Annotated in this window: 21 protein-coding genes and 1 tRNA gene; 18 read left to right on the top strand and 4 right to left on the bottom strand. The window is 71.2% G+C overall.

Features of this window, described 5'->3' with window-relative positions; genetic code table 11:
* Positions 1-10 precede the first annotated feature (10 nt).
* From ACFQ2D_RS01345 to hemN, 3 genes are all read right to left on the bottom strand, one after another.
* Positions 11-2293 carry a nitric-oxide reductase large subunit gene (locus ACFQ2D_RS01345; RefSeq protein ID WP_280941809.1) on the bottom strand — a complete coding sequence of 761 codons (2283 nt, stop codon included), beginning with the start codon at positions 2291-2293 and terminating at the stop codon, positions 11-13.
* 768 nt (positions 2294-3061) lie between these two features.
* Positions 3062-3814 carry a helix-turn-helix domain-containing protein gene (locus ACFQ2D_RS01340; protein WP_280941808.1) on the bottom strand — a complete coding sequence of 251 codons (753 nt, stop codon included), beginning with the start codon at positions 3812-3814 and terminating at the stop codon, positions 3062-3064.
* 30 nt (positions 3815-3844) lie between these two features.
* A complete protein-coding gene (hemN, locus tag ACFQ2D_RS01335; RefSeq protein ID WP_280941807.1) occupies positions 3845-5260 on the bottom strand; it encodes an oxygen-independent coproporphyrinogen III oxidase in 1416 nt (471 codons plus the stop codon).
* Positions 5261-5549: 289 nt separating this feature from the next.
* Here hemN and ccoN point away from each other — a divergent pair, with 289 nt between their 5' ends.
* The 17 genes from ccoN to ACFQ2D_RS01250 all read left to right on the top strand — a co-directional run bounded on the left by ccoN (position 5550) and on the right by ACFQ2D_RS01250 (position 20488).
* Positions 5550-7028, top strand: a complete 1479-nt coding sequence (gene ccoN / locus ACFQ2D_RS01330; RefSeq protein ID WP_280941806.1) for a cytochrome-c oxidase, cbb3-type subunit I — start codon at positions 5550-5552, stop codon at positions 7026-7028.
* Positions 7025-7678: a cytochrome-c oxidase, cbb3-type subunit II gene (gene ccoO, locus ACFQ2D_RS01325; RefSeq protein ID WP_280941805.1), complete on the top strand. Its 654-nt coding sequence runs from the start codon at positions 7025-7027 to the stop codon at positions 7676-7678. The genes ccoN and ccoO overlap by 4 nt, the downstream gene beginning before the upstream one ends.
* On the top strand, positions 7675-7815 hold the full coding sequence (locus ACFQ2D_RS01320) for a cbb3-type cytochrome oxidase subunit 3 (RefSeq protein WP_280941804.1): 141 nt from the start codon (positions 7675-7677) through the stop codon (positions 7813-7815). Before ccoO ends, ACFQ2D_RS01320 begins: the two co-directional genes overlap by 4 nt.
* On the top strand, positions 7812-8756 hold the full coding sequence (gene ccoP / locus ACFQ2D_RS01315) for a cytochrome-c oxidase, cbb3-type subunit III (RefSeq protein ID WP_280941803.1): 945 nt from the start codon (positions 7812-7814) through the stop codon (positions 8754-8756). The genes ACFQ2D_RS01320 and ccoP overlap by 4 nt, the downstream gene beginning before the upstream one ends.
* Complete coding sequence (locus tag ACFQ2D_RS01310) at positions 8753-9049, top strand: hypothetical protein (protein WP_280941802.1); 297 nt, start codon at positions 8753-8755, stop codon at positions 9047-9049. The genes ccoP and ACFQ2D_RS01310 overlap by 4 nt, the downstream gene beginning before the upstream one ends.
* A 199-nt stretch (positions 9050-9248) precedes the next feature.
* Positions 9249-10796 (top strand): 4Fe-4S dicluster domain-containing protein, encoded by a 1548-nt coding sequence (locus tag ACFQ2D_RS01305; RefSeq protein WP_280941801.1) that lies wholly within the window; start codon positions 9249-9251, stop codon positions 10794-10796.
* A complete protein-coding gene (locus ACFQ2D_RS01300; RefSeq protein WP_280941800.1) occupies positions 10796-11293 on the top strand; it encodes a FixH family protein in 498 nt (165 codons plus the stop codon). The genes ACFQ2D_RS01305 and ACFQ2D_RS01300 overlap by 1 nt, the downstream gene beginning before the upstream one ends.
* A gap of 8 nt (positions 11294-11301) precedes the next feature.
* The gene (locus tag ACFQ2D_RS01295; RefSeq protein ID WP_280941799.1) at positions 11302-13659 is read left to right on the top strand and encodes a heavy metal translocating P-type ATPase; all 2358 of its coding nucleotides are present in this window, start codon (positions 11302-11304) and stop codon (positions 13657-13659) included.
* A 73-nt stretch (positions 13660-13732) separates the two neighbouring features.
* Positions 13733-13927, top strand: a complete 195-nt coding sequence (gene ccoS / locus ACFQ2D_RS01290) for a cbb3-type cytochrome oxidase assembly protein CcoS (RefSeq protein ID WP_280941798.1) — start codon at positions 13733-13735, stop codon at positions 13925-13927.
* Positions 13917-14642, top strand: coding sequence for a sulfite exporter TauE/SafE family protein (locus ACFQ2D_RS01285; protein WP_280941797.1), 726 nt, complete (start codon positions 13917-13919; stop codon positions 14640-14642). The genes ccoS and ACFQ2D_RS01285 overlap by 11 nt, the downstream gene beginning before the upstream one ends.
* Positions 14643-14772: 130 nt before the next feature.
* Positions 14773-15228, top strand: a complete 456-nt coding sequence (azu, locus tag ACFQ2D_RS01280; RefSeq protein WP_280941796.1) for an azurin — start codon at positions 14773-14775, stop codon at positions 15226-15228.
* A 103-nt stretch (positions 15229-15331) separates the two neighbouring features.
* A tRNA-Arg gene (locus ACFQ2D_RS01275) sits at positions 15332-15408 on the top strand.
* A 63-nt stretch (positions 15409-15471) separates the two neighbouring features.
* Entirely contained in the window at positions 15472-17007 is a 1536-nt protein-coding gene (gene amaB, locus ACFQ2D_RS01270) for an L-piperidine-6-carboxylate dehydrogenase (protein WP_280941795.1), read from the top strand.
* 170 nt (positions 17008-17177) lie between these two features.
* Positions 17178-17459 carry a DUF4190 domain-containing protein gene (locus tag ACFQ2D_RS01265; protein ID WP_280941794.1) on the top strand — a complete coding sequence of 94 codons (282 nt, stop codon included), beginning with the start codon at positions 17178-17180 and terminating at the stop codon, positions 17457-17459.
* 1 nt (position 17460) lies between these two features.
* Complete coding sequence (locus tag ACFQ2D_RS01260) at positions 17461-18516, top strand: quinone-dependent dihydroorotate dehydrogenase (RefSeq protein ID WP_280941793.1); 1056 nt, start codon at positions 17461-17463, stop codon at positions 18514-18516.
* A complete protein-coding gene (gene murB / locus ACFQ2D_RS01255) occupies positions 18513-19565 on the top strand; it encodes a UDP-N-acetylmuramate dehydrogenase (protein WP_280941792.1) in 1053 nt (350 codons plus the stop codon). Before ACFQ2D_RS01260 ends, murB begins: the two co-directional genes overlap by 4 nt.
* 56 nt (positions 19566-19621) lie before the next feature.
* Positions 19622-20488: a DMT family transporter gene (locus ACFQ2D_RS01250; RefSeq protein WP_280942047.1), complete on the top strand. Its 867-nt coding sequence runs from the start codon at positions 19622-19624 to the stop codon at positions 20486-20488.
* Positions 20489-20500: 12 nt separating this feature from the next.
* Here ACFQ2D_RS01250 and ACFQ2D_RS01245 read toward each other — a convergent pair whose 3' ends face one another.
* Positions 20501-23227: a serine/threonine-protein kinase gene (locus ACFQ2D_RS01245; protein WP_280941791.1), complete on the bottom strand. Its 2727-nt coding sequence runs from the start codon at positions 23225-23227 to the stop codon at positions 20501-20503.
* Between the two features lie 91 nt (positions 23228-23318).
* On the opposite strand from ACFQ2D_RS01245, the gene ACFQ2D_RS01240 reads away from it, so the two are divergent.
* On the top strand, positions 23319-24215 hold the full coding sequence (locus ACFQ2D_RS01240; RefSeq protein WP_280941790.1) for a GGDEF domain-containing protein: 897 nt from the start codon (positions 23319-23321) through the stop codon (positions 24213-24215).
* Positions 24216-24253 lie beyond the last annotated feature (38 nt).

Here is a 24253-nt window from a genome sequence, read left to right as displayed (position 1 = left end):
GCTGCCTGCCTCAGCCGCGCGCCTCCACCACGCTGCCCGCCACCGGCAGCGCCTCGCGGCGCGGCACGATCCACAGCCGCAGCATGAACCAGGCCAGGGCCAGCGCGCCGACGCTGAAGATCGTGTCGCCCGGCACCCGCATCCACACCAGCATGTCGATCAGCGGCTGCTGCATGAACTCGGCCGAGCGCGCGTACCAGTAGCCGTGCTCGAGCACCGCGACCAGCTGCATGATGCCGATCGGCAGCAGGGTCAGCACGGCCATCAGCGCCAGGCCGATGTTGAAGGCCCAGAACGAGAGCTTCAGCGCCCGGTCGTTCCAGCTCACGTCCGGCTTCAGGCCGCGCAGGCAGAACAGCATCAGTCCGACGCCGAGCATGCCGTACACGCCGAACAGTGCGGTGTGCCCGTGCAGCGGGGTCAGGTTGAGGCCCTGCATGTAGTACAGCGGCAGCGGCGGGTTGATCAGGAAGCCGAACAGGCCGGCGCCGACAAGGTTCCAGAACGCCACCGCGATGAAGAACATGATCGGCCAGCGGTAGCGCTGCATCCATGGCGTGGCCTTGCCGAGCTTGTAGCTCTGGTAGGCCTCGAAACCCACGTAGGCGAGCGGCACCACTTCCAGCGCCGAGAAGCTGGCGCCGATCGCGATCACCGCGGTCGGGGTGCCGGTGAAGTACAGGTGGTGCAGGGTGCCCAGCACGCCGCCGGCCATGAACACGATGGTGGCGAACAGCACCGCGATGGTCGCCGACTTCACCTGCAGCAGGCCCAGGCGGGTGAACAGGAAGGCGATCACCGCCACCGCGAACACTTCGAAGAAGCCCTCCACCCACAGATGCACCACCCACCAGCGCCAGTACTCGACCATCGACAGGTGGGTGTGCTCACCCCACATCAGGCCGGCCGCGTAGAAGATGCCGATCGCCACCACCGACAGGAACAGCAGGCTGACGATCGAGCGCGACTCGCCGCCGTGGCGGATCGCCGGCCACAGCGCGCGGCCGACCAGGGTCAGCCACAGCATCAGGCCCACGAACAGGAACCACTGCCAGAAGCGGCCGATATCCACGTATTCCCAGCCCTGGTGGCCGAACCAGAAGTTCTTCGCCAGGCCCAGCTTCTGCATCACCGCGAACCACTGGCCGGCGAACGCGCCGACCACGATCACGATCAGGCAGACCCACAGCACGTTGACGCCGAGGCGCTGGAACTTCGGCTCGTGGCCGGAAATCGCCGGGCCGATGTACAGGCCCATGCCCAGCCACGCGGTGGCGATCCACAGCACCGCCAGCTGGGTGTGCCAGGTGCGCGTGAGGGAGTACGGCAGGATTTCCGACAGGGCGAAGCCGTAGGCTTCCTGGCCCTCGACCTGGTAGTGCGCGGTGGTCGCGCCTAGCAGGATCTGCACCAGGAACAGCGCCATCACCACCCAGAAGTACTTGGCGGTGGCGCGCATCGACGGCGTGACCTTGATGCCGGCCAGCGGGTCGGACTTGGGCAGCACCGGCGCCATCTCGTCGCCGTGGCTGACCGCGTAGTGCCAGCCGAGCAGACCGACGCCGGCGATCAGGAACAGCACGCTGAAGACCGTCCACAGGAAGGCGCTCGGCGGCGGGGTGTTGCCGACCAGTTCGTCCGCCGGCCAGTTGGCGGTGTAGCTGATCTCCTGGCCGGGACGTTCGGTCGACTGCGACCAGGACACCCACCAGAAGAAGGCGGTCATCGCTTCGCGATGCGCCGCCTCGCCCACGGTGTCGTTGCGCATCGCGTAGGCTTCGCGCAGGGCGGCGGTTTCCGGCTCGTTGCCGAACAGGCTGGTGTAGTGCGTGGCCACCTGGCGGATCGCCGCGACGCGGTCGGCGTCGAGGGTGATCGTCCGGCTGGCTTCGTCCCAGGTATTGGGCCGCAGCAGCGCCTGCACGCGCGCGGCGTAGGCCGCCTGCGTTGCTGCGTCGAGCGCTTTGTGGCTGTCCACGCCGTGTTCGCGCGCGGCCCAGATGTCGAGGATCGCCTCGGCCTCGCGATGCATCCAGTCCGCGCCCCAGTCGGGTGCGACGTAGGCGCCGTGGCCCCAGATCGAGCCCAGCTGCTGGCCACCGATGGACTGCCAGACCTGGCGGCCCTGTTCGATCTCGGCACGGGTATAGACCACGCTGCCGTCGGTGGAGACCACCTGCTCCGGCATCGGCGGCGCCTGGCGGTGGACCTCGCTGCCCACCCATAGCAATACGGCGAATGAACTGATCAACAGGATCGCCAGTCCTGTCCAGAGCTTGCGTGTCGAATCCATGGTTGCGAAAACCTCTTTCAGGGTCGCGGCATGGTCTTGCGCCGGCATGGCGGGCACCTTGACCTGCGTCAAGCTGGGCCTGGATCCGCACTGGGTGTGTCGTTCTCGGGCGCGTGTGGGGACGCCGGGACGGAGGGGCGCACCGCAGGTGCTAGTTGGAGATCGCTGCGATCGTTGGCCCCCACCCCAGCCCTCCCCCGCACGCGGGGAGGGAGTGGTTGCGATGAGGTGTCAGCCCCCTGCTCCTTCCCCTGCTTGCGGGGGAAGGCCGGGATGTGGGCGCGCACCGCAGGTGCGCGTCGGAGATTGCCGCGATCGTTGGCCCCTACCCCAGCCCTCCCCCGCACGCGGGGGAGGGAGTAGTCGCGATGAGGCGTAAGCCCCCTGCCCCTTCCCCCGCTTCCGGGGGAAGGCCGGGATGGGGGCGCGCACCGCAGGTGCGCGTCGGAGATTGCCGCGATCGTTGGCCCCCACCCCAACCCTCCCCCGCACGCGGGGGAGGGAGTGAATGCGATGAGCGTAAGCCCCTGCTCCTTCCCGCGCTTGCGGGGGAAGGCCGGGATGGGGGGGCGCACCGCAGGCGCGCGTCGGAGATCGCCGCGATCGTTGGCCCCCACCCCAGCCCTCCCCCGCACGCGGGGGGAGGGAGTGGGTGCGATGAGGCGTAAGCCCCCTGCTCCTTCCCCCGCGTGCGGGGGAGGGAGTGGTTGCGATGGGGCGTAAGCCCCCGGCTCCTCCCCACGCGCGCGCGGGGAAGGAAGAATGCGATCAGTCGCGCAGCACGTGGTGCGCCAGTGCGTCGAGCACGTCGGGCTTGAGGATTTCCATGTCGCGGCGGTCGACCCTCAGCACGCCCTCGTCCTGCAGGCGGCGCAACACGCGGCTCACCGTTTCCGGGGCCAGGCGCAGGTAGTTGGCGATATCCGTGCGGGCCATGGTCAGGCGCATGCGCCACGGCGAGAACCCGCGCTCGGCGAAGCGCCGCGACAGCATCACGATGAACGCCGCCAGCCGCTCGTCCGCGGTGAAGTTGCCCGACAGCACCGAGGCCTTGCCGATGTCCTGGCTGAGCAGGTTGAACAGGTGGCGCTGCAGCCCGGGCATGCGCCCTGCCAGGGTGGCCATCATCGGGAACGAGAACCGGCACAGCATCACCGTGTCCAGCGCCACCGCGTTGCAGGGATAGCGTGCGGCGTGGATGGCGTTGAGCCCGATCACCTCGCCGGGCAGGAAGAAGCCCAGCACCTGCTCCCGCCCACTGGCGTCGTTGACGTAGGTCTTGACCGTCCCCGCGCGCACAGCGGCGATGGCGTTGAAGGGATCGCCCTCGCGGAAAATGTGATCGCCCTCACGAAAAGGACCGACGTGCTCGACCAGTACGTGCAGGTCGCGCAGCACGCTCTTGTCGTAGCCCTCGGCCAGGCACGCGGCCGAGAAGGCACAGGTACTGCAGAAGGTGTACGCGTCGCCGTCGTCGGCGATCGGCGTTCCGGTCGGCACCTTCAGTGTTGGATCTTGCACACGCCCGCCCCGTCTGGCCGCTGGATGGTCTCAGATGGCCTTGGAATAACGCATTCCCTCGGGTTGCGTCTCCAGGTACCGGTCGAAACACATGGCAATGATACGCAACAGTGCGCGTCCGCGGGGCGTGGCCCGGATCCAGCCCGGCGGGCACTGCACCAGGCCGTCGTCCTGCAGCGGCCGCAGGGCCGCCATCGCGTCGCGGAAGTACTCGCCGAACGAGATGCCGTAGGTCTTCTCGACCTTGCGCACGTCGATCTCGCCCTGGCACATCAGCTGCTGGATCAGGTCGGCGCGCAGCACGTCGTCGTTGCCCAGCATCAGGCCGCGCCAGATCGGCAGCCGGCCCTCGTCGATCGCGATCTCCCACGAAGGAAGGTCGCGGTGGTTCTGGGTGAAGCTGTCGCCGACGTGGCTGATCGCGCTGACGCCGAAACCCACCAGGTCGGTCTGCGCGTGGGTGGTGTAGCCCATGAAGTTGCGGTGCAGGCCACCTTCGCGCTGGGCGCGGGCCAGCTCGTCGCCGGGCAGCGCGAAGTGGTCCATGCCGATGTACTCGTACCCGGCGTCGCCCAGCCGCTGCACGGCCAGCTCCAGCAGGGCCAGCTTGCCCTCCGGGCTGGGCAGGTCCGCGTCCTCGATCTGGCGCTGGGCCTTGAACAGCCGCGGCATGTGCGCGTAACCGTAGATCGCCAGCCGGTCCGGGCGCGCGTCGATCACGGTGTCGAGGGTGCGGCCGAAGCCCGCCAGGGTCTGCTTGGGCAGGCCGTAGATGAGATCGACGTTGACCGAGCGCATGCCGAAGCGGCGGCAGGCGTCGATGATCGCCAGGGTCTCGTCGATGCCCTGCACGCGATTGATCGCCTTCTGCACCTCGGGGTCGAAATCCTGCACGCCCAGGCTGGTGCGGTTGAAGCCGATCGCCGAGAGCAGTTCGATGTCGGCGGGGGTCACGAAGCGCGGGTCCAGCTCGATCGAGAAATCGCGATCGGCCGCGCGGCTGAAGCTGAAGTGGCGCCCGAGGCTGCCGACCAGCTCGCCCAGCAGCTCCGGCGCCAGGAAGTTCGGCGTGCCGCCGCCCAGGTGCAGCTGCACCACCTCGCGATCGCGGTCGAACAGCGGCGCGACCGCCGCGATCTCGCGTTCCAGCCGGTCGAGGTAGATGCGGCCACGGGCCACGTCGCGGGTGATGATCCGGTTGCAGCCGCAGTAGAAGCACGGGCTCTGGCAGTACGGGATGTGCACGTACAGCGAGAGCTGGCGCGGGATCGGATCCTGGTTGCTCCGCCGCGCCAGGTCCTGGAAGTCGGCCTCGCCGAAGCCCTCGGCGAAATGCGGGGCGGTCGGGTAGGAGGTGTAGCGCGGCCCGGGACGGTCGTAGCGGCGCAGCAGTTCCGCGTCGAAGCGCCAGGTCCTTGCCGGATCGATGGGGGAGATGGTCTGCATGCAGCGCAGTTTCCGCAGTTTCGGCGCGGGCGCCTTGACCCGGATCAAGCGCGCTGCGGGAAGGTGGGCAATTTGTCCACCGGCGGGCGGTCCGGGGCGGGCGGACACCCCGTGGCGGCTGGGGGATAATGATGCCCGGCTCCGTCCCCGACCCTCCCCGCCCCGCCGCGGGCCTCGGTCGCGCCCGGACCGCGGGTCGTGGCGCGTCGCCCGGGGCGCCTTGATTGCGATCAAGGCCCGGCCGCCGCCCCCGCCCTATCCTTCACCCGTTCAACGTCAGGACGCGCCCATGCAACAGGCCGCAACAGCAACTTACAACGACAAGGTGGTCCGCCAGTTCGCGGTCATGACCGTAGTCTGGGGCATCGTCGGCATGGCCGTGGGCGTGCTGATCGCCGCCCAGCTCTACTGGCCCGACCTCACCAAGGGCATTTCGTGGCTCAGCTATGGCCGCCTGCGGCCGCTGCACACCAACGCGGTGATCTTCGCCTTCGGCGGCAGCGCGCTGTTCGCCACCAGCCTGCACGTGGTGCAGCGTACCTGCCACGTGCGGCTGATCTCCGACCGGCTGGCGGCCTTCGTGTTCTGGGGCTGGCAGGCGGTGATCGTCGCCGCCGCGATCACCCTGCCGCTGGGGCTCACCCAGGGCAAGGAATACGCCGAGCTGGAATGGCCGATCGACCTGCTGATCACCGTGGTCTGGGTGGCCTACGCGGTGCTGTTCTTCGGCACCATCGCCAAGCGCCGGGTCAAGCACATCTACGTGGCCAACTGGTTCTATGGCGCGTACATCATCGCCATCGCCCTGCTGCACATCGTCAACAACATCTCGATCCCGGTCGGGCTGGGCAAGTCCTACAGCATCTACACCGGCGCGGTCGACGCGATGGTGCAGTGGTGGTACGGCCACAACGCGGTGGGATTCCTGCTGACCGCCGGCTTCCTGGGCATGATGTACTACTACGTGCCCAAGCAGGCCGAGCGCCCGATCTACTCCTACCGCCTGTCGATCGTGCACTTCTGGGCGCTGATCGCGGTCTACATGTGGGCCGGCCCGCACCACCTGCAGTACACCGCCCTGCCCGACTGGGCGCAGAACCTCGGCATGGTGTTCTCGCTGATCCTGCTGGCGCCCAGCTGGGGCGGCGCGATCAACGGCATCATGACCCTCTCGGGCGTGTGGCATAAGCTGCGCACCGACCCGATCCTGAAGTTCCTCATCGTCGCGCTCAGCTTCTACATGATCGCCACGTTCGAGGGGCCGATGATGTCGATCAAGACGGTCAACTCGCTGTCGCACTACACCGACTGGACCGTGGGCCACGTCCACGCCGGCGCCCTGGGCTGGGTGGCGATGATCTCGATCGGCTCGATCTACGCGCTGCTGCCGCGCCTGCTGGGCCTGCGCGAGATGTACTCGACCAAGTGGATCGACCTGCACTTCTGGCTGCACACCATCGGCGTGGTGCTGTACATCGCCTCGATGTGGATCGCCGGCGTGATGCAGGGCCTGATGTGGCGCGCCACCAACGACGACGGCACGCTGACCTACAGCTTCGTCGAGGCGCTCAACGCCACCTATCCCTACTTCCTGGTGCGCCTGCTGGGCGGCGTGGTGGTGTTGGCGGGCATGTTCCTGATGGCCCTCAACGTCTGGAAGACCTACCGTCAGGGACAGGCCGTCGCCGCCGACCAGCCGGTGCTGGCGCCCGATCCTTCCCATTCCATTGCCGCCGTGGGCCAGGCCCGCGCCGGAGGCCAGGCATGAGCGAGAACAACCACAAGCCGCACGCGCACGAGAAAGTCGAGAAGAACGTCGGCCTGCTGGCGGTCCTGATCGCGGTCGTCGTCTCCTTCGGGGGCCTGGCCGAAATCGTGCCGCTGATGTACCAGGCCGAGGCGATCGAGCCCCTGCCCGGTGTCGAACCCTACCCGGCGCTGGAGCTGGCCGGCCGCGACGTCTACGTGCGCGAGGGCTGCTACAACTGCCACTCGCAGATGGTGCGCACCCTGCGCTTCGAGACCGAGCGCTACGGCCACTACTCGCTGGCCGGCGAGTCGGTCTACGACCGCCCGTTCCAGTGGGGCTCCAAGCGCACCGGCCCGGACCTGGCCCGCGTCGGCGGTCGCTACTCCGACGACTGGCATCGCGTGCACCTGATCAACCCGCGCGACGTGGTGCCCGAATCCAACATGCCGGCCTACCCGTGGCTGGCCTCGAGCAAGGTCGACGGCGAGCAGACGGTGCGCCGCATGCGCGCCCTGCAGCGCGTCGGCGATCCCTACACCGACGAGGCCATCGCCCAGGCCCCCGACGCCCTGGCCGGCAAGACCGAGCTGGACGCGGTGGTGGCCTACCTGCAGGGCCTGGGGCGCCACGCGCCGCGCTCGGGCGAAGCCCAGGGAGGTGCCCAGTGATCTCCGGCATCGTCACCGCCGTGCTGCTGGCGTGCTTCGTCGGCGGCTGGATCTGGGCCTGGAGCCCGAAGCGCAAGCATGAATTCGACGAGGCGGCCCAGCTGCCGCTGAACGAGGACCAGGAGTCTTCCCGATGAGCAATGCGTGGTCGTGGTACGTCATCGCACTGGTGGCGCTCAACATCGGCGGCTGCGCCTGGCTGCTGTGGTGGACGGCGCGCCGCCGGCCCGGCGACCCGAAGCCGGAAGAGACCAGCCATGTCTGGGACGGCAACATCACCGAGTACAACAAGCCGCTGCCGCGCTGGTGGATCAACGGCTTCTACCTGACCATCGTGTTCGGCATCGGCTATCTGGTCTGGTACCCGGGCCTGGGCAACTTCGCCGGCACCTCCGGCTGGACCTCGGCCCGCGAGCACGACGCCGACAAGGCGCGGCACGACCGCCTGCTCGAGGAGACCTTCGGCGTCTACGCCAACCAGTCCTTCCAGGCGCTGGCAGCCGACCCGACCGCGATGGAGCTGGGCCGCTCGATCTTCGCCAACACCTGCGCGGCCTGCCATGGCTCCTCCGCCCAGGGCGCGGCCGGCTATCCCGACCTGACCGACGCCACCTGGAACTGGGGCGGCGAGCCGGAGCAGATCCTGCAGACCGTGCTCGACGGACGCCAGGGCATCATGCCGCCGCTGGGCAGCGTGCTCGAGGGCATCGGCGGCGACGTGGCCGTGACCCAGGCCGCCACCTACGTGCGCGCCCTGCGCTCGGAGGACATCGAGGCCACCCTGCGCAACGACTACATGGCCGCGCGCGGCAAGAAATACTTCGACAGCCTGTGCGTGGCCTGCCACGGCCCCGACGGCAAGGGCAACCAGGACCTGGGCGCGCCCGACCTGACCGTGCGCAACACCCTCTACCCCAACACCCTGGACAGCATCCGTACCACGATCATCGAAGGCCGCCACGGCGTCATGCCGGCGCACCGCGATCTGCTGGGCGAGACCCGTGGACGACTGGTGGCCGCTTATGTATGGTCGCTGTCGAACGCCCGGGGAACGGACGCCGCGTCAGGACAGCAATGACCGATTTCACTCAGCCGCGGTTCGACCACCCGCCGCGCCCGATGGCGCAGCGGGTCGGCGCGATCGCCTGGCCGAGTTTCTTCGCCGCGGGCGTGTGCACGATGGTGTTCTTCGCCTTCATCGACCCGATCGCGTTGCGCGACATGACCTTTCCGGACCTGCCGCTGACCCGGGAACTGGGCTACTCGATCGGGTTCTTCATGTTCTGGGCGGCCACGGCCGCCTCCAGCCTGTTCACCTGGATCCTGCTGCGGCCGGCGAGCCGCTTCAACCGGGCGCTGCCGCCCGACTGAGCCGTGCCCGCGCCGGCGCCTCGCGCGCGGCCTGGGACATTCTGTCGCTTTAGCCCCGCGCGCCGATCCCCATACTGGCGGGTGCGCCGGCGCGGCCGCTGCCGTGCCGCGAGCGAACCGGTGGAGCCCTTCGCAACATGACCTTCCGCATCCGCAAGCCGCCCTCCAGCACCTCGCCTGCCCTGCCCGGGAACCTGCGATGAGCCGCCACATTCCCATCGACGTGGTCGACGACGGCGGCTCGCTGTACGTCAAGGAGCGCAAGGTCTATCCGCGCGACGTCTCCGGCCCGCTCAACCGCCTGCGCGTGGCGGCGGTGGTCTGGCTGCTGGGCATGTTCTATCTATTCCCCTGGCTGCGCTGGGACGGCCGCCAGGCGGTGCTGTTCGACCTGCCGGCGCGCAAGTTCCACGTGTTCGGCCTGACCTTCTGGCCGCAGGACTTCCTGTTCCTGGCGCTGCTGCTGATCATCGCCGCGCTGGCGCTGTTCTTCTTCACCGCGCTGGCCGGGCGCCTGTTCTGCGGCTACGCCTGCCCGCAGACGGTGTGGACCGAAGTGTTCCTGTGGATGGAGCGCTGGACCGAAGGCGACCGGCCGAAGCGGATGAAGCTCGACGCCGGCCCGTGGACGCGCGAGAAGATCCTGCGCAAGTCCGCAAAGCACGTGCTGTGGGCGGTGTTCGCGCTGTGGACCGGCTTCACCTTCGTCGGCTTCTTCACCCCCATCACCGACCTCGGCGCGCGCCTGGCCACGCTGTCCTGGGGCGGCTGGGAGACGTTCTGGGTGCTGTTCTACGCCTTCGCCACCTGGGGCAACGCCGGCTTCCTGCGCGAGCAGGTGTGCAAGTACATGTGTCCCTACGCGCGCTTCCAGAGCGCGATGTTCGACCGCAACACCCTGATCATCGCCTACGACCCGATGCGCGGCGAGCCGCGCGGCCCGCGCAAGCGCGGCCTGCCCAGCGTGTTCGAGCGGGTGCGCGGCCTGCTCGATCCGAAGACCGCCTACGACTACGTGTTCCGCGCCAGCCGGCATCCCTCCGCCGCCACCCAGGCGGCACACGCCACCGGCACCATCACCTGGGACGGCGACCTGGGCGAGGTCAAGCCGCTGCCGAAGTTCCAGTTCGAGGAACTGGGCGACTGCATCGACTGCACCATCTGCGTGCAGGTCTGCCCGACCGGCATCGACATCCGCAACGGCCTGCAGTACGAGTGCATCGCCTGCGGCGCCTGCATCGACGCCTGCGACGAGGTGATGGACAAGATGGGCTACCCGAAGGGCCTGATCCGCTACTCGACGCAGAACGCGATCGACGGCAAGGCCACGCGGGTGCTGCGTCCGCGCATCTTCGTCTACGGCCTGCTGCTGCTCGGCCTGATCGCCGCCTGGGCGGTGGGCGTGGGCACCCGCAGCGACCTGATCGTCGAGGCCCTGCGCGACCGCAACGCGCTGTACCGCGAGACCGCCGGCGGCGCGATCGAGAACGACTACACGCTCAAGCTGGTCAACAAGACCGACCGCGACCGCAGCTTCCGCATCCGCATCGAATCGCCCAACCCGGGCATCGAACTGCGCGACAATGCCGCCGCCGTCGGCGCCCGCGCCGAAGCCGTGGTGTCGGTGCCGGTGGTGCTGGTCGCGCGCGACGGCGCCAGTGGCCGGCACGACGTGCGCTTCATCGTCGAAAGCGATGATGGGGGCAGCCGCGAGGTCGTGGACAGCAGCTTCTTCGGACCCATGTGATGGACAAGCCCAAGCAACCGTTCTGGAAGACCCCGATCATGTGGCTGGTGATCGGCCTGCCGCTGGCCTCGGTGGTCGCCGGCGTCACCCTGGTGATCATCGCGTCGCGCAGCGGCGGCACCGACGTGGTGGCCGAGGACGTGCGCCGTGTCTCGCAGATCCAGACGACCGACCTCGGTCCCGACGCGCAGGCGCGCGAGCTCGGGCTGAGCGCGGTGCTGCGCGCGGACGAGGGCGTGCTGGAGGTGATTCCGGCCACCGGCGAGTTCGACCGCACCGCGCCGCTGCGCCTGGTGCTGCAGCATCCCAGCCGCGGCAGCGAGGACCTCACGCTCGACCTGCCGCCCAGCGACACCGGCTGGCGCCTGCAGCGCGAACTCGACCACGGGCATGACTGGATCGTGGAACTGGCGCCCGGCGATGGCGCCTGGCGCCTGCACGGGCGCCTGCCCCGACAGCAGCTGGCGACGCGCCTGGCCCCGTCGCTGGCCCAGTAGCGCCGTCCGTGGCGGGTTCCGCCTGCCACCACTGCGGGGAAGCGCTGCCGGGCGATCCGCGCCAGCGCGCCGTCGATGGCGACGGCCACGCCTACTGCTGCGACGGCTGCGCCTCGGCCGCGCGCTGGATCCGGGACGCCGATCTGGGCGACTACTACCGCCTGCGCACCGCCAGCGCCGGGCGCGTGGGCACCGATGCGGTCGACCTCTCGGCCTGGGACCGCGAGGACCTGCTGCGCGAGCACGCCCACGCCGTGCCGGGCGGGCGCCGCATCACCCTGCTCACCGACGGCATGCGCTGCGCGGCCTGCGCCTGGCTGATCCAGAACGCGCTGCAGCGCGAGGCCGGCGTGGCCGACGTGACCGCGAACGCGGTGACCGGCCGCATCCGCATCGAATGGGACCCGGCGCGCACGCCGCTGTCGCGCGTGCTCGCGCGCCTGGTCTCGCTGGGCTACCGGCCGTGGCTCGCCGGCGGCGACGCGCGCGAGCGCGCCCGCACCGCCGAGCGCAACCGCTGGCTGCTGCGCTTAGGGATCGCCGGCATCGGCATGCTGCAGGCGATGATGATGGCCGAGGCGCTGTACCTCGACTTCGACAGCACCATGCCGCCGGCCACGCGCGACTTTTTCCGCTGGCTCACCTTCCTGCTGTCCACGCCGGTGGTGTTCTACTCGGGCTGGCCGTTCCTGGCCGGCATGTGGCGCGAGCTTCGCGCGCGCCATGTCGGCATGGACACGCTGATCGCCACCTCCACCCTGCTGGCCTATTTCGCCAGCCTGTTCGAGACCATCCGTGGCGGGCCGCATGTCTGGTACGACGCGGCGGTGATGTTCGTGTTCCTGCTGCTGGCCGCACGCATGCTCGAACAGCGCGCGCGCAGCGTCGCCAGCGCCCAGGTCGATGCGCTGGCGCGGGCGCGGCCGGCCTTCGCCACGCGCGAGCGGCCCGACGGCAGCCGCGAGTCGGTGCCGCTGGCCGAGCTGCGCGAGGGCGACGTGGCCTGCATCGCGGTCGGCGAGGCGGTGCCGGCCGACGGCCTGCTGCTGGAGGCCGAGGCCTGGTTCGAGGAATCGCTGCTGACCGGCGAGTCGGGCGCGGTGCGCAAGGCGCCGGGCGCGATGGTCTATGCCGGCACCGTGGGGCGCGAGGCGCCCGCGCGCATCCGCATCACCTGCACCGGGCCGCAGACGCGGCTGTCGCAGCTGACCCGGCTGGTCGAGGACGCGCAGTCGCATCGCCCGCGGCTGGCGCGGCTGGCCGACGACATCGGCAGCCGCTTCGTGCTCTCGTTGCTGTTCGTGGCGGTGCTGGTGTTCATCGGCTGGCGCCTGTACGACCCGTCGCGCGCGTTCGAGGTCACCCTGGCCCTGCTGGTGATCAGCTGCCCCTGCGCGCTGTCGCTGGCCGTTCCCACCGCGCTGGCCGCGGCGCACGGCAGCCTGGCCCGCGCCGGCGTGCTGGCAACGCGTGCCGATGCGATGGAGACGCTGGCCACGGCCACCGACATCGTGTTCGACAAGACCGGCACGCTCAGCGACGACCGGCCCGCGCTGGCCGCGGTGGAAGCCTTCGGACCTGGCCGGGCCGACGCACTCGCGATCGCCGCGGCCCTGGAGCGCGACGCCGGGCATCCGCTGGCGGCCGCGTTCGCCGATGCGTCCGTCTCCCTGCCGGCCAGCGATCTGCGCGCGGTGCCCGGCCAGGGCGTCTCGGGCCGGGTCGACGGGCGCGAATGGCGACTCGGCCAGGCCGGCTTCGCGGCCGGCCGGCGCGACGACGGGGCGATCTGGCTCGGCGACGGGCAGCGCGCCGCCGCGCGCTTCGAGCTGCGCGAGCACGTGCGCGCCGACGCTCGGCAGGCGCTCGACGCGCTGCGCGGGCTGGGCATGCGCGTGCACCTGTCGAGCGGGGATGCGGCGGCCCGCGTGCAGGCGCTGGCGCAGCCGCTCGGAATCGACGCCGCGTACGCACGGCAGCGGCCCGAGGACAAGCTGGCGCTGGTGCGCGACCTCCAGCGGCAGGGGCGGATCGTGGCCATGGTCGGCGACGGACTCAACGACGCGCCGGTGCTGGCCGGCGCGGACGTCTCGCTGGCGATGGACAGCGGCGCGGCCCTGGCCCAGCGCGCGGCCGACCTGGTGATGACCGGCCCCACCCTGCTGCGCATCCCGGCTGCGGTGCGCATCGCGCGCGCCACCCGCCGCATCATCCGCCAGAACCTGGGCTGGGCGCTGGGCTACAACCTGCTGGCGATCCCGCTGGCCGCCAGCGGCGTGGTCACGCCCTGGATCGCCGCGCTGGGGATGGCGGGATCTTCGCTGGTGGTCACCCTGAACGCCCTGCGCCTGGCGAGGCTTCGATGAACGCCTTCCCTGCCCGGCATGCGCGCCCCCGTGTCAGGCTGCACGCCGTCGCCCTCGCCCCGGAGTCCGCCCGATGAGGATCCTGCTGCTGCTCGTGCCGATCAGCCTGGTGCTGCTGGGCCTGGCGATCTGGGCCTTCGTCTGGGCGGTGCGCCGCGGGCAGTTCGACGACCTCGATACCCCGGCCCTCGACATCCTGCGCGAGGACGAACAGGACAGGCCGCGCGGCGAGCGCCCGCGCCCCCTGGAACCGCCGCATGCCGATTGACTGGCTGGTGCTGCTGGCGGCGCTGACCAGCGGCCTGCTCGGCGGGCTGCACTGCGCGGCCATGTGCGGCGGAATCGCGACCGGGCTGGCGTCCACGGCGCCCGGCGGCGGCTGGCCGGCGGCACTGCAGCTCAACCTCGGCCGCGTCGGCGGCTACGTGCTGGCCGGCGCGATCGTCGGCGCCTTCGGCCATGGCCTGCTGGGAGTGCTGCGCGAGCCGTGGATCGGGATCGTCCTGCGCAGCCTGGTGGGCGCGGCGCTGGTGGTGGTCGCCCTGCGGTTGCTCGGCCTGCGCGCCCTGCCCGGCTTCCTGTCGCGGCCGGGCACGCGCGCCTGGGGCTGGCTGCGTCCGCTGCAGGCGCGCCTGCTGCCGGCCGACACGGCGGCGCGCCGGCTCGGCATCGGCGCGCTCTGGGGCTGGCTGCCCTGCGGGCTGAGCTTCAGCCTGCTCACCGTAGCCTGGCTGCAGGCGCATCCGCGCAATAGTGCGCTCACCATGCTCGCCTTCGGCCTGGGTACGCTGCCGGTGATGCTGCCGCTGACCTGGTCGGGGCAGCGCATGGGACGCTGGCTGCAGCGCCCGGGCCTGCGCCGCTGGGCGGCGGGCCTGGTGCTGGCGATGGGCGCGCTGACCATTGCCGCGCCCTGGCTGATGCACATCCCGGCGCTGCACGGTGTACTGGCGGCGCTGGGATGCGCACCCGCGCCGTTGTGAACGCCATGGCGCGGCGGGCAAGGGCCCCGTACGGTGGCGTCCGGATGATCCAGATCAAGGCAGGCGAGGCGCGCGTCGGCGATGATGGCGCCAAGTCGACAAACAGACGATCCCCACGGAGAAGACCGCAATGAACGTCCGCAAGACCCTGTTCGCACTCGCCCTCCTCGGTGCCGCCGGCGTGGCCCAGGCCGCACCCAACTGCACCGTCAAGATCAAGGGCGGCGACAACATGCAGTTCGACCTCAAGACCGCCACGGTCTCGGCGGCCTGCAAGAGCATCAGCTTCGAACTGCAGCACACCGGCAAGCTCCCGGTCGCGGCGATGGGCCACAACATCGTCCTGACCGAGACCGCCAACGCGGCCGACGTGGCCAAGGATGCGGTCAAGGCCGGCGCTGCCGCGGGCTACGTGCCGGCCGGCGACGCGCGCGTGCTGGTGGCCACCAAGATGATCGGTGGAGGCGAGACCGCCAGCGCCTCGCTCCCCGGCAGCAAGCTCAAGGCCGGCGGCGACTACACCTTCTTCTGCTCGTTCCCGGGCCACTCGGCCCTGATGCGCGGCAAGCTGGTCGTCACCCCGTAAACCGCCACCACGCTTCCTGCTTCCCCGGAGGCCCGCGCAGCGTCGCGGGCCTCCGCCGTTTTGGCATGCGCGCGCGCGACATGCGAAAATCCGCGCACCTGCTGCCCCCGTAGCTCAGCTGGATAGAGCGTCCCCCTCCTAAGGGGAAGGTCGTGCGTTCGAATCGCGCCGGGGGCGCCATTCTTTTCGCATTCGCGCCCACCTGCCGCCCCGCGGCCCCGCGGCGCACAGGAGTCCCGCAGCATGACCCACCCCGTCCTTACCGCCCTCGGCCTCGGCGCGAGCGAATCCGGCACCTGGCTCGGCAACGGCGAATGGTCCAGGACCAGCGACGCCGGCGTGCTGGAACCGGTCAACCCGACCACCGGCGAGGTGCTGGGCCGCGTCCAGGCTTCCTCGCAGGCCGACTACGAGCTGATCGTCGAGCGCGCCCAGGCCGCGTTCAAGGTCTGGCGCACCACCCCGGCCCCGCGCCGCGGCGAGGCGATCCGGCTGTGCGCCGAGGCGCTGCGCACGCACAAGGACGCGCTGGGCTCGCTGGTCGCGCTGGAAATGGGCAAGTCCAAGCCCGAGGGCGATGGCGAAGTGCAGGAGATGATCGACATCGGCGAGTTCGCCGTCGGCCTGTCGCGCCAGCTCTACGGCCTGACCATGCACTCCGAGCGCCCCGGCCACCGCATGTACGAGCAGTGGCATCCGATCGGGCTGGTCGGGATCATCTCGGCGTTCAACTTCCCGGTCGCGGTCTGGGCCTGGAACGCCTTCGTCGCGGCCGTCTGCGGCGACATCTCGATCTGGAAGCCCTCGGGCAAGACCCCGCTGTCGGCGATCGCCTCGATGAAGATCTGCAACGAGGCGCTGCGCAAGGGCGGCTTCCCGGACATCTTCTTCCTGTTCAACGACACCGACAATGCGCTGGCCGAGCGCATGGTCGACGACAAGCGCGTGGCCCTGGTCAGCTTCACGGGCTCGACCCGCGTGGGCCGCATCGTCGGCGAGCGCGTGGCGCGGCGCATGGGCCGCTCGCTGCTGGAACTGGGCGGCAACAACGCGATCATCGTCGACCCCTCCGCCGACCTGAAGCTGGCGATCCCGGCCATCGTGTTCGGCGCGGTCGGCACCGCCGGCCAGCGCTGCACCACCACCCGCCGCCTGTTCGTGCACGAGTCGATCTACGGCGAAGTGCTGGCCAAGCTCAAGGCCGCCTATGCGCAGGTGGAGAAGAAGATCGGCGACCCCACCGACCCGGCCAACCTGATGGGCCCGCTCAACAGCCAGGGCGCGGTCGACGCCTACCTGGACGCCATCGAGCGCGCCAAGGCGGCCGGCGGCACGGTCGAGAGCGGCGGCGCCGCGCTGACCGACCGCAAGGGCTTCTTCGTCCTGCCGACCCTGGTTACCGGCCTGTCCAACGACGCCGAGGTGGTGCAGACCGAGACCTTCGCCCCGATCCTGTACGTGATGAAGTACAGCAGCCTGGACGAGGCGATCGAGCTGCAGAACGCGGTGCCGCAGGGCCTGTCCTCGTCGATCTTCACCACCGACCTGCGCAATGCCGAGGCCTTCCTGTCGGCGGCCGGTTCGGACTGCGGCATCGCCAACGTCAACATCGGCACCTCGGGCGCGGAGATCGGCGGCGCCTTCGGCGGCGAGAAGGAAACCGGCGGCGGCCGCGAGTCGGGCTCGGACGCGTGGAAGGCCTACATGCGCCGCCAGACCAACACCATCAACTACTCGGACGCGCTGCCGCTGGCCCAGGGCATCAAGTTCGACCTCTGACGCGCCCCCGGCCGGCGACGCCCGGCGCGCGATATGCGATGCTGCGGCGCCGCAGCCCCGGCCTGCCCGCACCGGTTCCACGCGGGCCGGGCGCGGGGTCCGGTGACCGGACGCATGTTCGCCCGCGACTGCCGTCCGTCTGCCGCGCATCCACGATCCGGAGGATCCGAATGAACGTTCCAACCCGCCAGACGAGCTCGCTCGCCGTGGTCAGCCTGGTCTCCGGCATCCTCGGCTGGTCCCTGCTGCCGCTGATCGGCAGCATCGCCGCCATCATCACCGGGCACATGGCGCGCGCCGAGATCCGGCGTGCTCCCGAGCGCCTCGACGGCGACGGCATGGCCCTGGCCGGCCTGATCCTCGGCTACGTCATGCTGGTGCTGGGCACCATCGGCATCGTCCTCGCGCTGGTGTTCTTCGGCGGCCTGATCTGGCTGGGGCTCGCCAGCTGACATGTACGGCCTGCTCCGCCCGCTGCTGTTCGGCCTGGAGGCCGAACGCGCGCACCTGCTCGGCCTGCGTGGCCTCGACGCACTGCAGCGCCTCCACGCCGGCGCCGTGCTCGGTCCGCGGCCGCGACCGTTCCCCAGCCGCGTGCTGGGGCTGCAGTTCCCCAATCCGGTCGGCCTGGCCGCCGGCCTGGACAAGAACGGCGCGCACATCGACGCGCTGTTCGGGCTGGGCTTCGGCTTCGTCGAGATCGGCACGGTCACCCCGCGTCCGCAGGCGGGCAACCCCACCCCGCGGATGTTCCGGCTGCCGCGGCACCGCGCCCTGATCAACCGGCTGGGCTTCAACAACGAGGGCGTGGACGCCCTGGTGCGCAATGTCGGGCGCGCGCGCGCCCGCAAGGGCCCGCTGGGCATCAATATCGGCAAGAACAAGGACACGCCCAACGAGGACGCCGAGCGCGACTACCTGCACTGCCTGGAGCGCGTGTACCCGCTGGCCGACTACATCACCGTCAACATCTCCTCGCCCAATACCGCCGGCCTGCGCGAACTGCAGGAGGAGCAGGCGCTGCGGCGCCTGGTCTCGACCCTGCGCGAGGCGCAGGAGCGGCTGGGCGCGCAGCACGGCAAGCGCGTGCCGATGCTGGTCAAGATCGCGCCCGACCTGTCCGACGAGGACGTGCACGCCTGCGCGCGCGTGCTCGGCGACCTGCAGGTGGACGGCGTGATCGCCACCAACACCACCGTCTCGCGGATCAGCGTGCAGGACGACCCGCTCTCGCGCGAGACCGGCGGATTGTCCGGCGAGCCGCTGATGAACAAGTCCACGGCGGTGCTGCGCATGCTGCGCACGCGCCTGCCCGAGGCGATCCCGCTGGTCGGCGTGGGCGGCATCCTGTCCGGCGCCGACGCGGTGAAGAAGATGGCCGCCGGCGCCTCGCTGGTGCAGGTCTATACCGGCCTGATCTACCGTGGGCCGGCGCTGATCGGCGACTGCGTCGAGGCGATCCGCCGGCGCAAGGAAGCGCCCAGCCGCGGCAACCTGCCGAACCTGTGAACCGGGCAGTGAGCGCTGCCTACCGGATCGTCGAGGGCGCGGACCTGAGCGCCCGCAACAGCTTCGGCGTCGCCGCGCGCGCGCCGCTGCTGGCCGAGGTCGACGACCCCGCCGCCCTGCCCGACGTGTTCGCGCGGCACCTGTCCGGCGGCGCGCCGCCGCTGGTCCTCGGCGGCGGCAGCAACCTGCTGTTCGCCGGCGATGCCGACATGCCGGTACTGGCGCTGAGCGACGACGCGGTCGCCGTCGTCGACGACGACGGCAGCGCCGCCACCGTGCGCGCGGGCGCCGGCGCCCACTGGCACCGTTTCGTGCGCGCCACGCTGGATCGGGGCCTGTGCGGGCTGGAGAACCTCGCGCTGATCCCAGGCACGGTCGGCGCCGCACCGATCCAGAACATCGGCGCCTACGGGGTGGAGGTGGGCGAGTACGTGCAGGCGGTGGAGGCCTTCGAGCCGGCCAGTGGGCGCTTCATCCGCCTCTCGCGACAGGACTGCGCCTTCGCCTACCGCGACAGCGTGTTCAAGCGCGAGCCCGGCCGGCTGGTGGTGACGGCGGTGGAGTTCCGCCTGCCGCGCAGCGCAGCGGCGCGCACCGGCTACGCCGGCATCGCCGAGGAGCTCGCCGCGGCCGGCATCGACAGGCCGACCCCGCTGCAGGTATTCGAGGCGGTATGCGCGATACGCGCCCGCAAGCTGCCCGACCCCGCCGTCATCGGCAACGCCGGCAGCTTCTTCAAGAACCCGATCGTGGCCCAGGCGCAGGCTTCGGCGCTTGCTGCCGCCCATCCCGGGCTGCCGGTGTTTCCCGGCGCCGATGCCGGCAGCCGCAAGCTGCCCGCGGCCTGGCTGATCGAGGCCTGCGGCTGGAAGGGCGCGCGCGAGGGCGATGCCGGCGTCGCACCCGGGCACGCGCTGGTGCTGGTCAACCATGGCGCCGCCAGCGGGGCGCAGCTGCTCGACCTGGCCCGGCGCATCGCCGGGTCGGTGCGGGCGCGCTTCGGCGTGGCGCTGGAGCCCGAACCGCGGATCGTCGGCGCCCGCTGGTGAACCGCACTCGCCCGCGCTGGTGGCCCCAATCGGTGTACGCGCGCGCCGCGGTGCTGATGCTGGGCAGCACCCTGTCGTTCGCGGTGATGGCGCTGACCATCCGCTACGCCACCCGCACCATCCCGACCACCGAGATCGCGTTCTTCCGCAATCTCTTCGGCCTGCTCACCCTGCTGCCGCTGATCCTGCGCAGCGGCACCGGGCTGCCGCGCACGCGCCATCCCGGCCGCTACCTGGCGCGCACCGTGGTCGGGCTGGCGGCGATGCTGTGCGGGTTCTGGGCAGTGGGCCACCTGCCGCTGGCGCAGGCGATCTCGCTGTCCTACGCCACCCCTTTGTTCGTCACCATCGGGGCCGCGATGTGGCTGGGCGAGCGCGTGCGCATCCGCCGCTGGGCGGCGGTGGCGGCCGGCTTCATCGGCGTGCTGGTGATCCTGCGGCCCGGCACCGGCTTCACCCCCGGCATGATGGTGGCGCTGGGCGGGGCCCTGTTCGCCGGCATCGTCGCGATCCAGATCAAGCAGCTTTCGCGCTTCGACACGCCCGACACGGTGGTGTTCTACACCTATGCGTTCTGGGTGCCGATGTCCCTGCTGCCAGCGCTGTGGCAGTGGGTCTGGCCAACGCCGATGGCCTGGCTGTGGCTGGCGGCCACCGGGGTGATGGGCACCTTCGGCCAGCTACTGTGGACGCGCGCGATCGCGCTGGGCGAGGTCTCCGCGCTGCAGCCGATCAGCTTCGTGCAGCTGCCGGTGCTGGTGCTGTTCGGCTGGTGGCTGTTCGGCGAGACCATCGACGGCTGGACCCTGCTGGGTGCGGCGATCGTGCTCGGCGCCAACGGCTACATCGCCCATCGCGAGGCGATGCTGCTGCGGCGGGCCGCCACCCAGGCGCCGGTCGAGGCGGCCAAGCCGGGCGAGTGACGCCGGCCGCGGTCAGCCGCGCTTGGCCAGCCGGCCCGCGTCGGCGGCCAGCGCCTCGCTGATGGCCTCGCGCAGGCGCTGCTGGCGCGGATCGAGGCGGGACGGATCGGCCGACAGCAACGGCGCCACCACGCGTGCCTGCAGCGCGTCGGCCTCGGCCCTGCCGGCGGCGCCGCGCTCGCGCAGCACGCCGATCAGCGTCCATGCCGTGTCCACGACCTGGAACGAGCCGGCCGGCTGGAACTGCTCGCGCAGGGCGAGCGCCGAGCGCAGCTGCGCCGCCGCGCCGGCCAGGTCCCCCGCGTCGCGCAGGGCGTGGCCCCATGCCACCATCCCGAGCTGGTACTGCGGGTGCTTGGTGCCCAGTACCGCCAGCGCGCGCGGCATCGCCTCGCCGAACTGCGACAGCGCCCGCGACAGCTGCCCGGCACGGGTGAGGGTCATGGCGTGGTTGAGCGCGACGAACAGGGTGTCCGGGTGCTCCGGCCCGAGCAGGCGCGTGCGCGCCCGCAGCACCTGCTCCTCCAGCGGGAGTGCGCCGTCGAAATCGTCCAGCCGCGCGCGCAGGCTGGCGAGGTTGAGCAGTCCGCGCAGCGTTATCGGATGCTCCTCGCCCAGGACCCGGCGCCGCGCGTCGGCCACCGCCGCCGCCTCGCTGACCGCTTCGGCCGTATCGCCCCGGTCGCTGAGCATGTTGGCCAGGTTGCCGCGCGCGCCCAGGGTGTCGGGATGCTCGCTGCCCAGGCGCCGCGCCTGCACCGCCACGACGGTGCGCTGCAGCTCCACGGCCGGCACGAGATCGCCCTGCATGGCCATGGCGGTCGCCAGCGCGCTCATGCTGGCAACCGTGTCGGCATGCTCGTCGCCGAGCGTGCGACGGCGGATGGCCAGGACCTCTTCGAGCAGCGCCCTGGCCTCGGGCAGGTCGCCGCTCCGCGCCATCTGCATCGCCAGGCCGGACTTGATCCGCAGCACCAGCCGGTCGTCCGGACCTCGCGACGCCTCGAGCCGTTCCAGCAGCAACCGGCGCGCGGCCACCGCGCCCGGCAGGTCGCCCTGCAGGCCCTGCACTTCCGCCAGGTCGTATTCGATCAGCGCGCGTGTCTCGTCGTCGCCGGGCAGGCCCGTCGCGTCGGCGAGCGCGGCCTCCAGCTCCGCCCGCGACTGGTCGTAGCGCGACAGCTGGCGCAAGGCTTCGGCGCGCGCGCGGCGCGCGCGCAGGGTGGCCGGATCGTGCGGGCCCAGCGCGGAGACCCGCCAGTCCACGACCGCGGCCTGGGCGCGCTCGGCGCCGGCATACAGCCCCAGCGCCTCGTGCACGCGGCCGGAGGCTTCGCGCAGGTCGGCGGCCAGCGCCGGCTGGTCGGCGAAGTCCCGCTCGATCGCCTGCTCGGCGCGGGCCAGCACGCTGGTTTCCATCAGCGAACGCGCCAGGTCGGCCATGCTCACCTTGGCCAGCACCTGTTCGGCCGGGCCTTCGAGCTGCGGCGCGTTGCGCGCCACCTGCTGGCGGAACTCCTGGCCGAGCCGCACGCCCATGCCTTCGACGTCGATCTCCTCGAGCAGCGACTGCTGGAACGCGGCGACGCGTTCGAGCTGCCCGCTGCGCTGCTCGGCCAGCGCGCGCTGGGCGCGCGCCTGCATCAGTCCATGCAGCGACAGCCCCAGTCCGCCCAGCAGGGCGCACAGCGCCACCGCGGCGGCGGCGATGCCGGCCCGGTGGCGCGAGGCGAATTTCCGCCAGACATAGCGGCGCGAGGACGGCACCGCCAGCAGCGGCCGGCCGGCGAGGAAACAGCGCAGGTCCTCGGCCAGCGCCGCGGCCGTCGGATAGCGCTGGTTGCGATCGTGCTGCATGGCGCGCGCGACCACCCAGTCCAGCTCGCTGCGCAGCACCCGGCGCAGGGACGGCAGCCGCTTGCCCTGCGCGCGGGCCAGCCGCTCGGCTTCTCCCGGCGCGAGCGTGCGCAGCTGCGCGGACGGCAGGCGCAGGGTCTGGCCGTGGGCGGTGTGGGTCTCGCCGCGCGCCAGCGGGCGCTGCCCGGTCAGCAGTTCGCTCAGCACCACCCCCAGCGAATACACGTCGCTGCGCGTGTCCAGCAGGGCCTGGTCGCCGTCGGCCTGCTCCGGACTCATGTAGTCCGGCGTGCCGGCGATCTCGCGGGTGCCGGCGCGCTCGGCGGCGGTGGCGATGCCGAAATCGATGATCCTCGGACGCGGCCGGCCGTCGGTGTCGTCGACCAGCAGGTTGCCGGGCTTGAGGTCGCGATGGATCACGCCCTTCTGGTGCGCGTGCTGCACGCCCTCGCAGATCTCGATGAACAGGCGCAGGCGCTCGTCCAGCGGCAGCCCGCGCGACTCGCAGAAAACGGTGAGCGGCTGGCCGTCGATGTACTCCATCGCGAAGAATGGATGGCCGTCGGCGGTGGTGTCGGCGTCGTGGATCTGCGCGATCGCCGGATGCCGCATCTGCGCCAGGACCTGCCGCTCGATCTCGAAATGCGCCTTGCGCCGCGCATCGAGGGCCTGGCCGCGCAGCAGCTTGAGCGCCACGGTGCGGCGCACGGGCTCGAGCTGTTCGGCGCGGTACACCTCGCCCATGCCCCCGCGGCCGAGCAGCGCGTCGATGCGATAGCGGCCCAGGCACGTGCCGCGCGGCAGGTCACCCTCGCGCGCGGGCGCCTCGTCCGCGGCCAGCAGCTGGGTACGATCGGGATCGTGGTCGTCCGGATGGATCATGCCGCCCCCCGTCGGCCAATGGCGCCATGGTAGCGGAAAGCCCCATGGCCCCGGGGCCGGGTACACTTCCCGGCCCTCCGACCGCGCCGCCATGTCCAGCCACGACGACCCGGCCCACACCACCCAGCGCACCCTGCTCAGCACCGGTCCCGACCGCCCGCTTCCGCGGCCGGCCTGCCTGGTGGTCATCCTGGGCGAGGCGCTGGGCGCGCGCGTGGACGTGGGCGAAACACCGGTGCTGGTCGGCCGCTCCCAGGAAGCGGACCTGGTGATCGCCCACAAGAGCGTGTCGCGCGAACACTGCCGCATCTGGCTGGACGGCGAGACCTTCCGCATCCGCGACCTCGGCGCCACCAACCCCACCCGGGTCAACGACCTGCCGGTGGAGGAGGCCACGCTGGCCGACGGCGACCACATCCTGGTCGGCGAGAGCCTGCTCAAGTTCATCGGCCAGACCAGCGTCGAGGCGCGCTATCACGAAGAGATCTACCAGCTCGCCACGCTCGACGCGCTGACCGGGCTGTACAACCGCCGCCACTTCATGGAGGTGCTGGACCGCGAGATCGCACGCGCCCTTCGCCACGGCCGGGAACTGGCGCTGTGCATCCTCGACGTCGACCTGTTCAAGCCGGTCAACGACACCTACGGCCACATCGCCGGCGACGAGGTGCTGCGCCGCATCGCCGGCGTGCTGTGCCAGCACGTGCGCGGCGACGACATCGCCGCCCGCATCGGCGGCGAGGAATTCGCCGTGCTGCTGCCCGAGGGCGGCACCGAGGGCGCGGTCGCGTTCGCCGAGCGCCTGCGCGAGGCGATCGCGGCCACCATCTTCTCGCCGGGCGGCGTGCCGCGGCAGATCACGGTGAGCGTCGGCGTGGCCCCGCTGCAGGCCCCGGTCCTCAACCGGTCGCAGCTGCTCGCCGCGGCCGATGCCGCGCTGTACCGGGCCAAGCACGCCGGCCGCAACCGCGTGCACGCCACCGCCTGAGCAATCGCGCCGCGTCGCGCCGCTGCCGCGGAATCCTC

It is taken from the genome of Luteimonas composti (assembly GCF_042678665.1).
Taxonomy (GTDB): domain Bacteria; phylum Pseudomonadota; class Gammaproteobacteria; order Xanthomonadales; family Xanthomonadaceae; genus Luteimonas; species Luteimonas composti.
This window is presented reverse-complemented; position numbering and strand designations above follow the sequence as displayed.

Excerpts from the sequence above, each read along its gene's own strand:
- ACFQ2D_RS01345 (WP_280941809.1), bottom strand. The coding sequence starts at position 2,293 with ATGGATTCGACACGCAAGCTCTGGACAGGACTGGCGATCCTGTTGATC.
- hemN (WP_280941807.1), bottom strand. The coding sequence starts at position 5,260 with ATGCAGACCATCTCCCCCATCGATCCGGCAAGGACCTGGCGCTTCGAC.
- ccoN (WP_280941806.1), top strand. The coding sequence starts at position 5,550 with ATGCAACAGGCCGCAACAGCAACTTACAACGACAAGGTGGTCCGCCAG.
- ccoO (WP_280941805.1), top strand. The coding sequence starts at position 7,025 with ATGAGCGAGAACAACCACAAGCCGCACGCGCACGAGAAAGTCGAGAAG.
- ccoP (WP_280941803.1), top strand. The coding sequence starts at position 7,812 with ATGAGCAATGCGTGGTCGTGGTACGTCATCGCACTGGTGGCGCTCAAC.
- ACFQ2D_RS01310 (WP_280941802.1), top strand. The coding sequence starts at position 8,753 with ATGACCGATTTCACTCAGCCGCGGTTCGACCACCCGCCGCGCCCGATG.
- ACFQ2D_RS01305 (WP_280941801.1), top strand. The coding sequence starts at position 9,249 with ATGAGCCGCCACATTCCCATCGACGTGGTCGACGACGGCGGCTCGCTG.
- ACFQ2D_RS01300 (WP_280941800.1), top strand. The coding sequence starts at position 10,796 with ATGGACAAGCCCAAGCAACCGTTCTGGAAGACCCCGATCATGTGGCTG.
- ccoS (WP_280941798.1), top strand. The coding sequence starts at position 13,733 with ATGAGGATCCTGCTGCTGCTCGTGCCGATCAGCCTGGTGCTGCTGGGC.
- ACFQ2D_RS01285 (WP_280941797.1), top strand. The coding sequence starts at position 13,917 with ATGCCGATTGACTGGCTGGTGCTGCTGGCGGCGCTGACCAGCGGCCTG.
- azu (WP_280941796.1), top strand. The coding sequence starts at position 14,773 with ATGAACGTCCGCAAGACCCTGTTCGCACTCGCCCTCCTCGGTGCCGCC.
- amaB (WP_280941795.1), top strand. The coding sequence starts at position 15,472 with ATGACCCACCCCGTCCTTACCGCCCTCGGCCTCGGCGCGAGCGAATCC.
- ACFQ2D_RS01265 (WP_280941794.1), top strand. The coding sequence starts at position 17,178 with ATGAACGTTCCAACCCGCCAGACGAGCTCGCTCGCCGTGGTCAGCCTG.
- ACFQ2D_RS01260 (WP_280941793.1), top strand. The coding sequence starts at position 17,461 with ATGTACGGCCTGCTCCGCCCGCTGCTGTTCGGCCTGGAGGCCGAACGC.
- ACFQ2D_RS01250 (WP_280942047.1), top strand. The coding sequence starts at position 19,622 with ATGCTGGGCAGCACCCTGTCGTTCGCGGTGATGGCGCTGACCATCCGC.
- ACFQ2D_RS01245 (WP_280941791.1), bottom strand. The coding sequence starts at position 23,227 with ATGATCCATCCGGACGACCACGATCCCGATCGTACCCAGCTGCTGGCC.
- ACFQ2D_RS01240 (WP_280941790.1), top strand. The coding sequence starts at position 23,319 with ATGTCCAGCCACGACGACCCGGCCCACACCACCCAGCGCACCCTGCTC.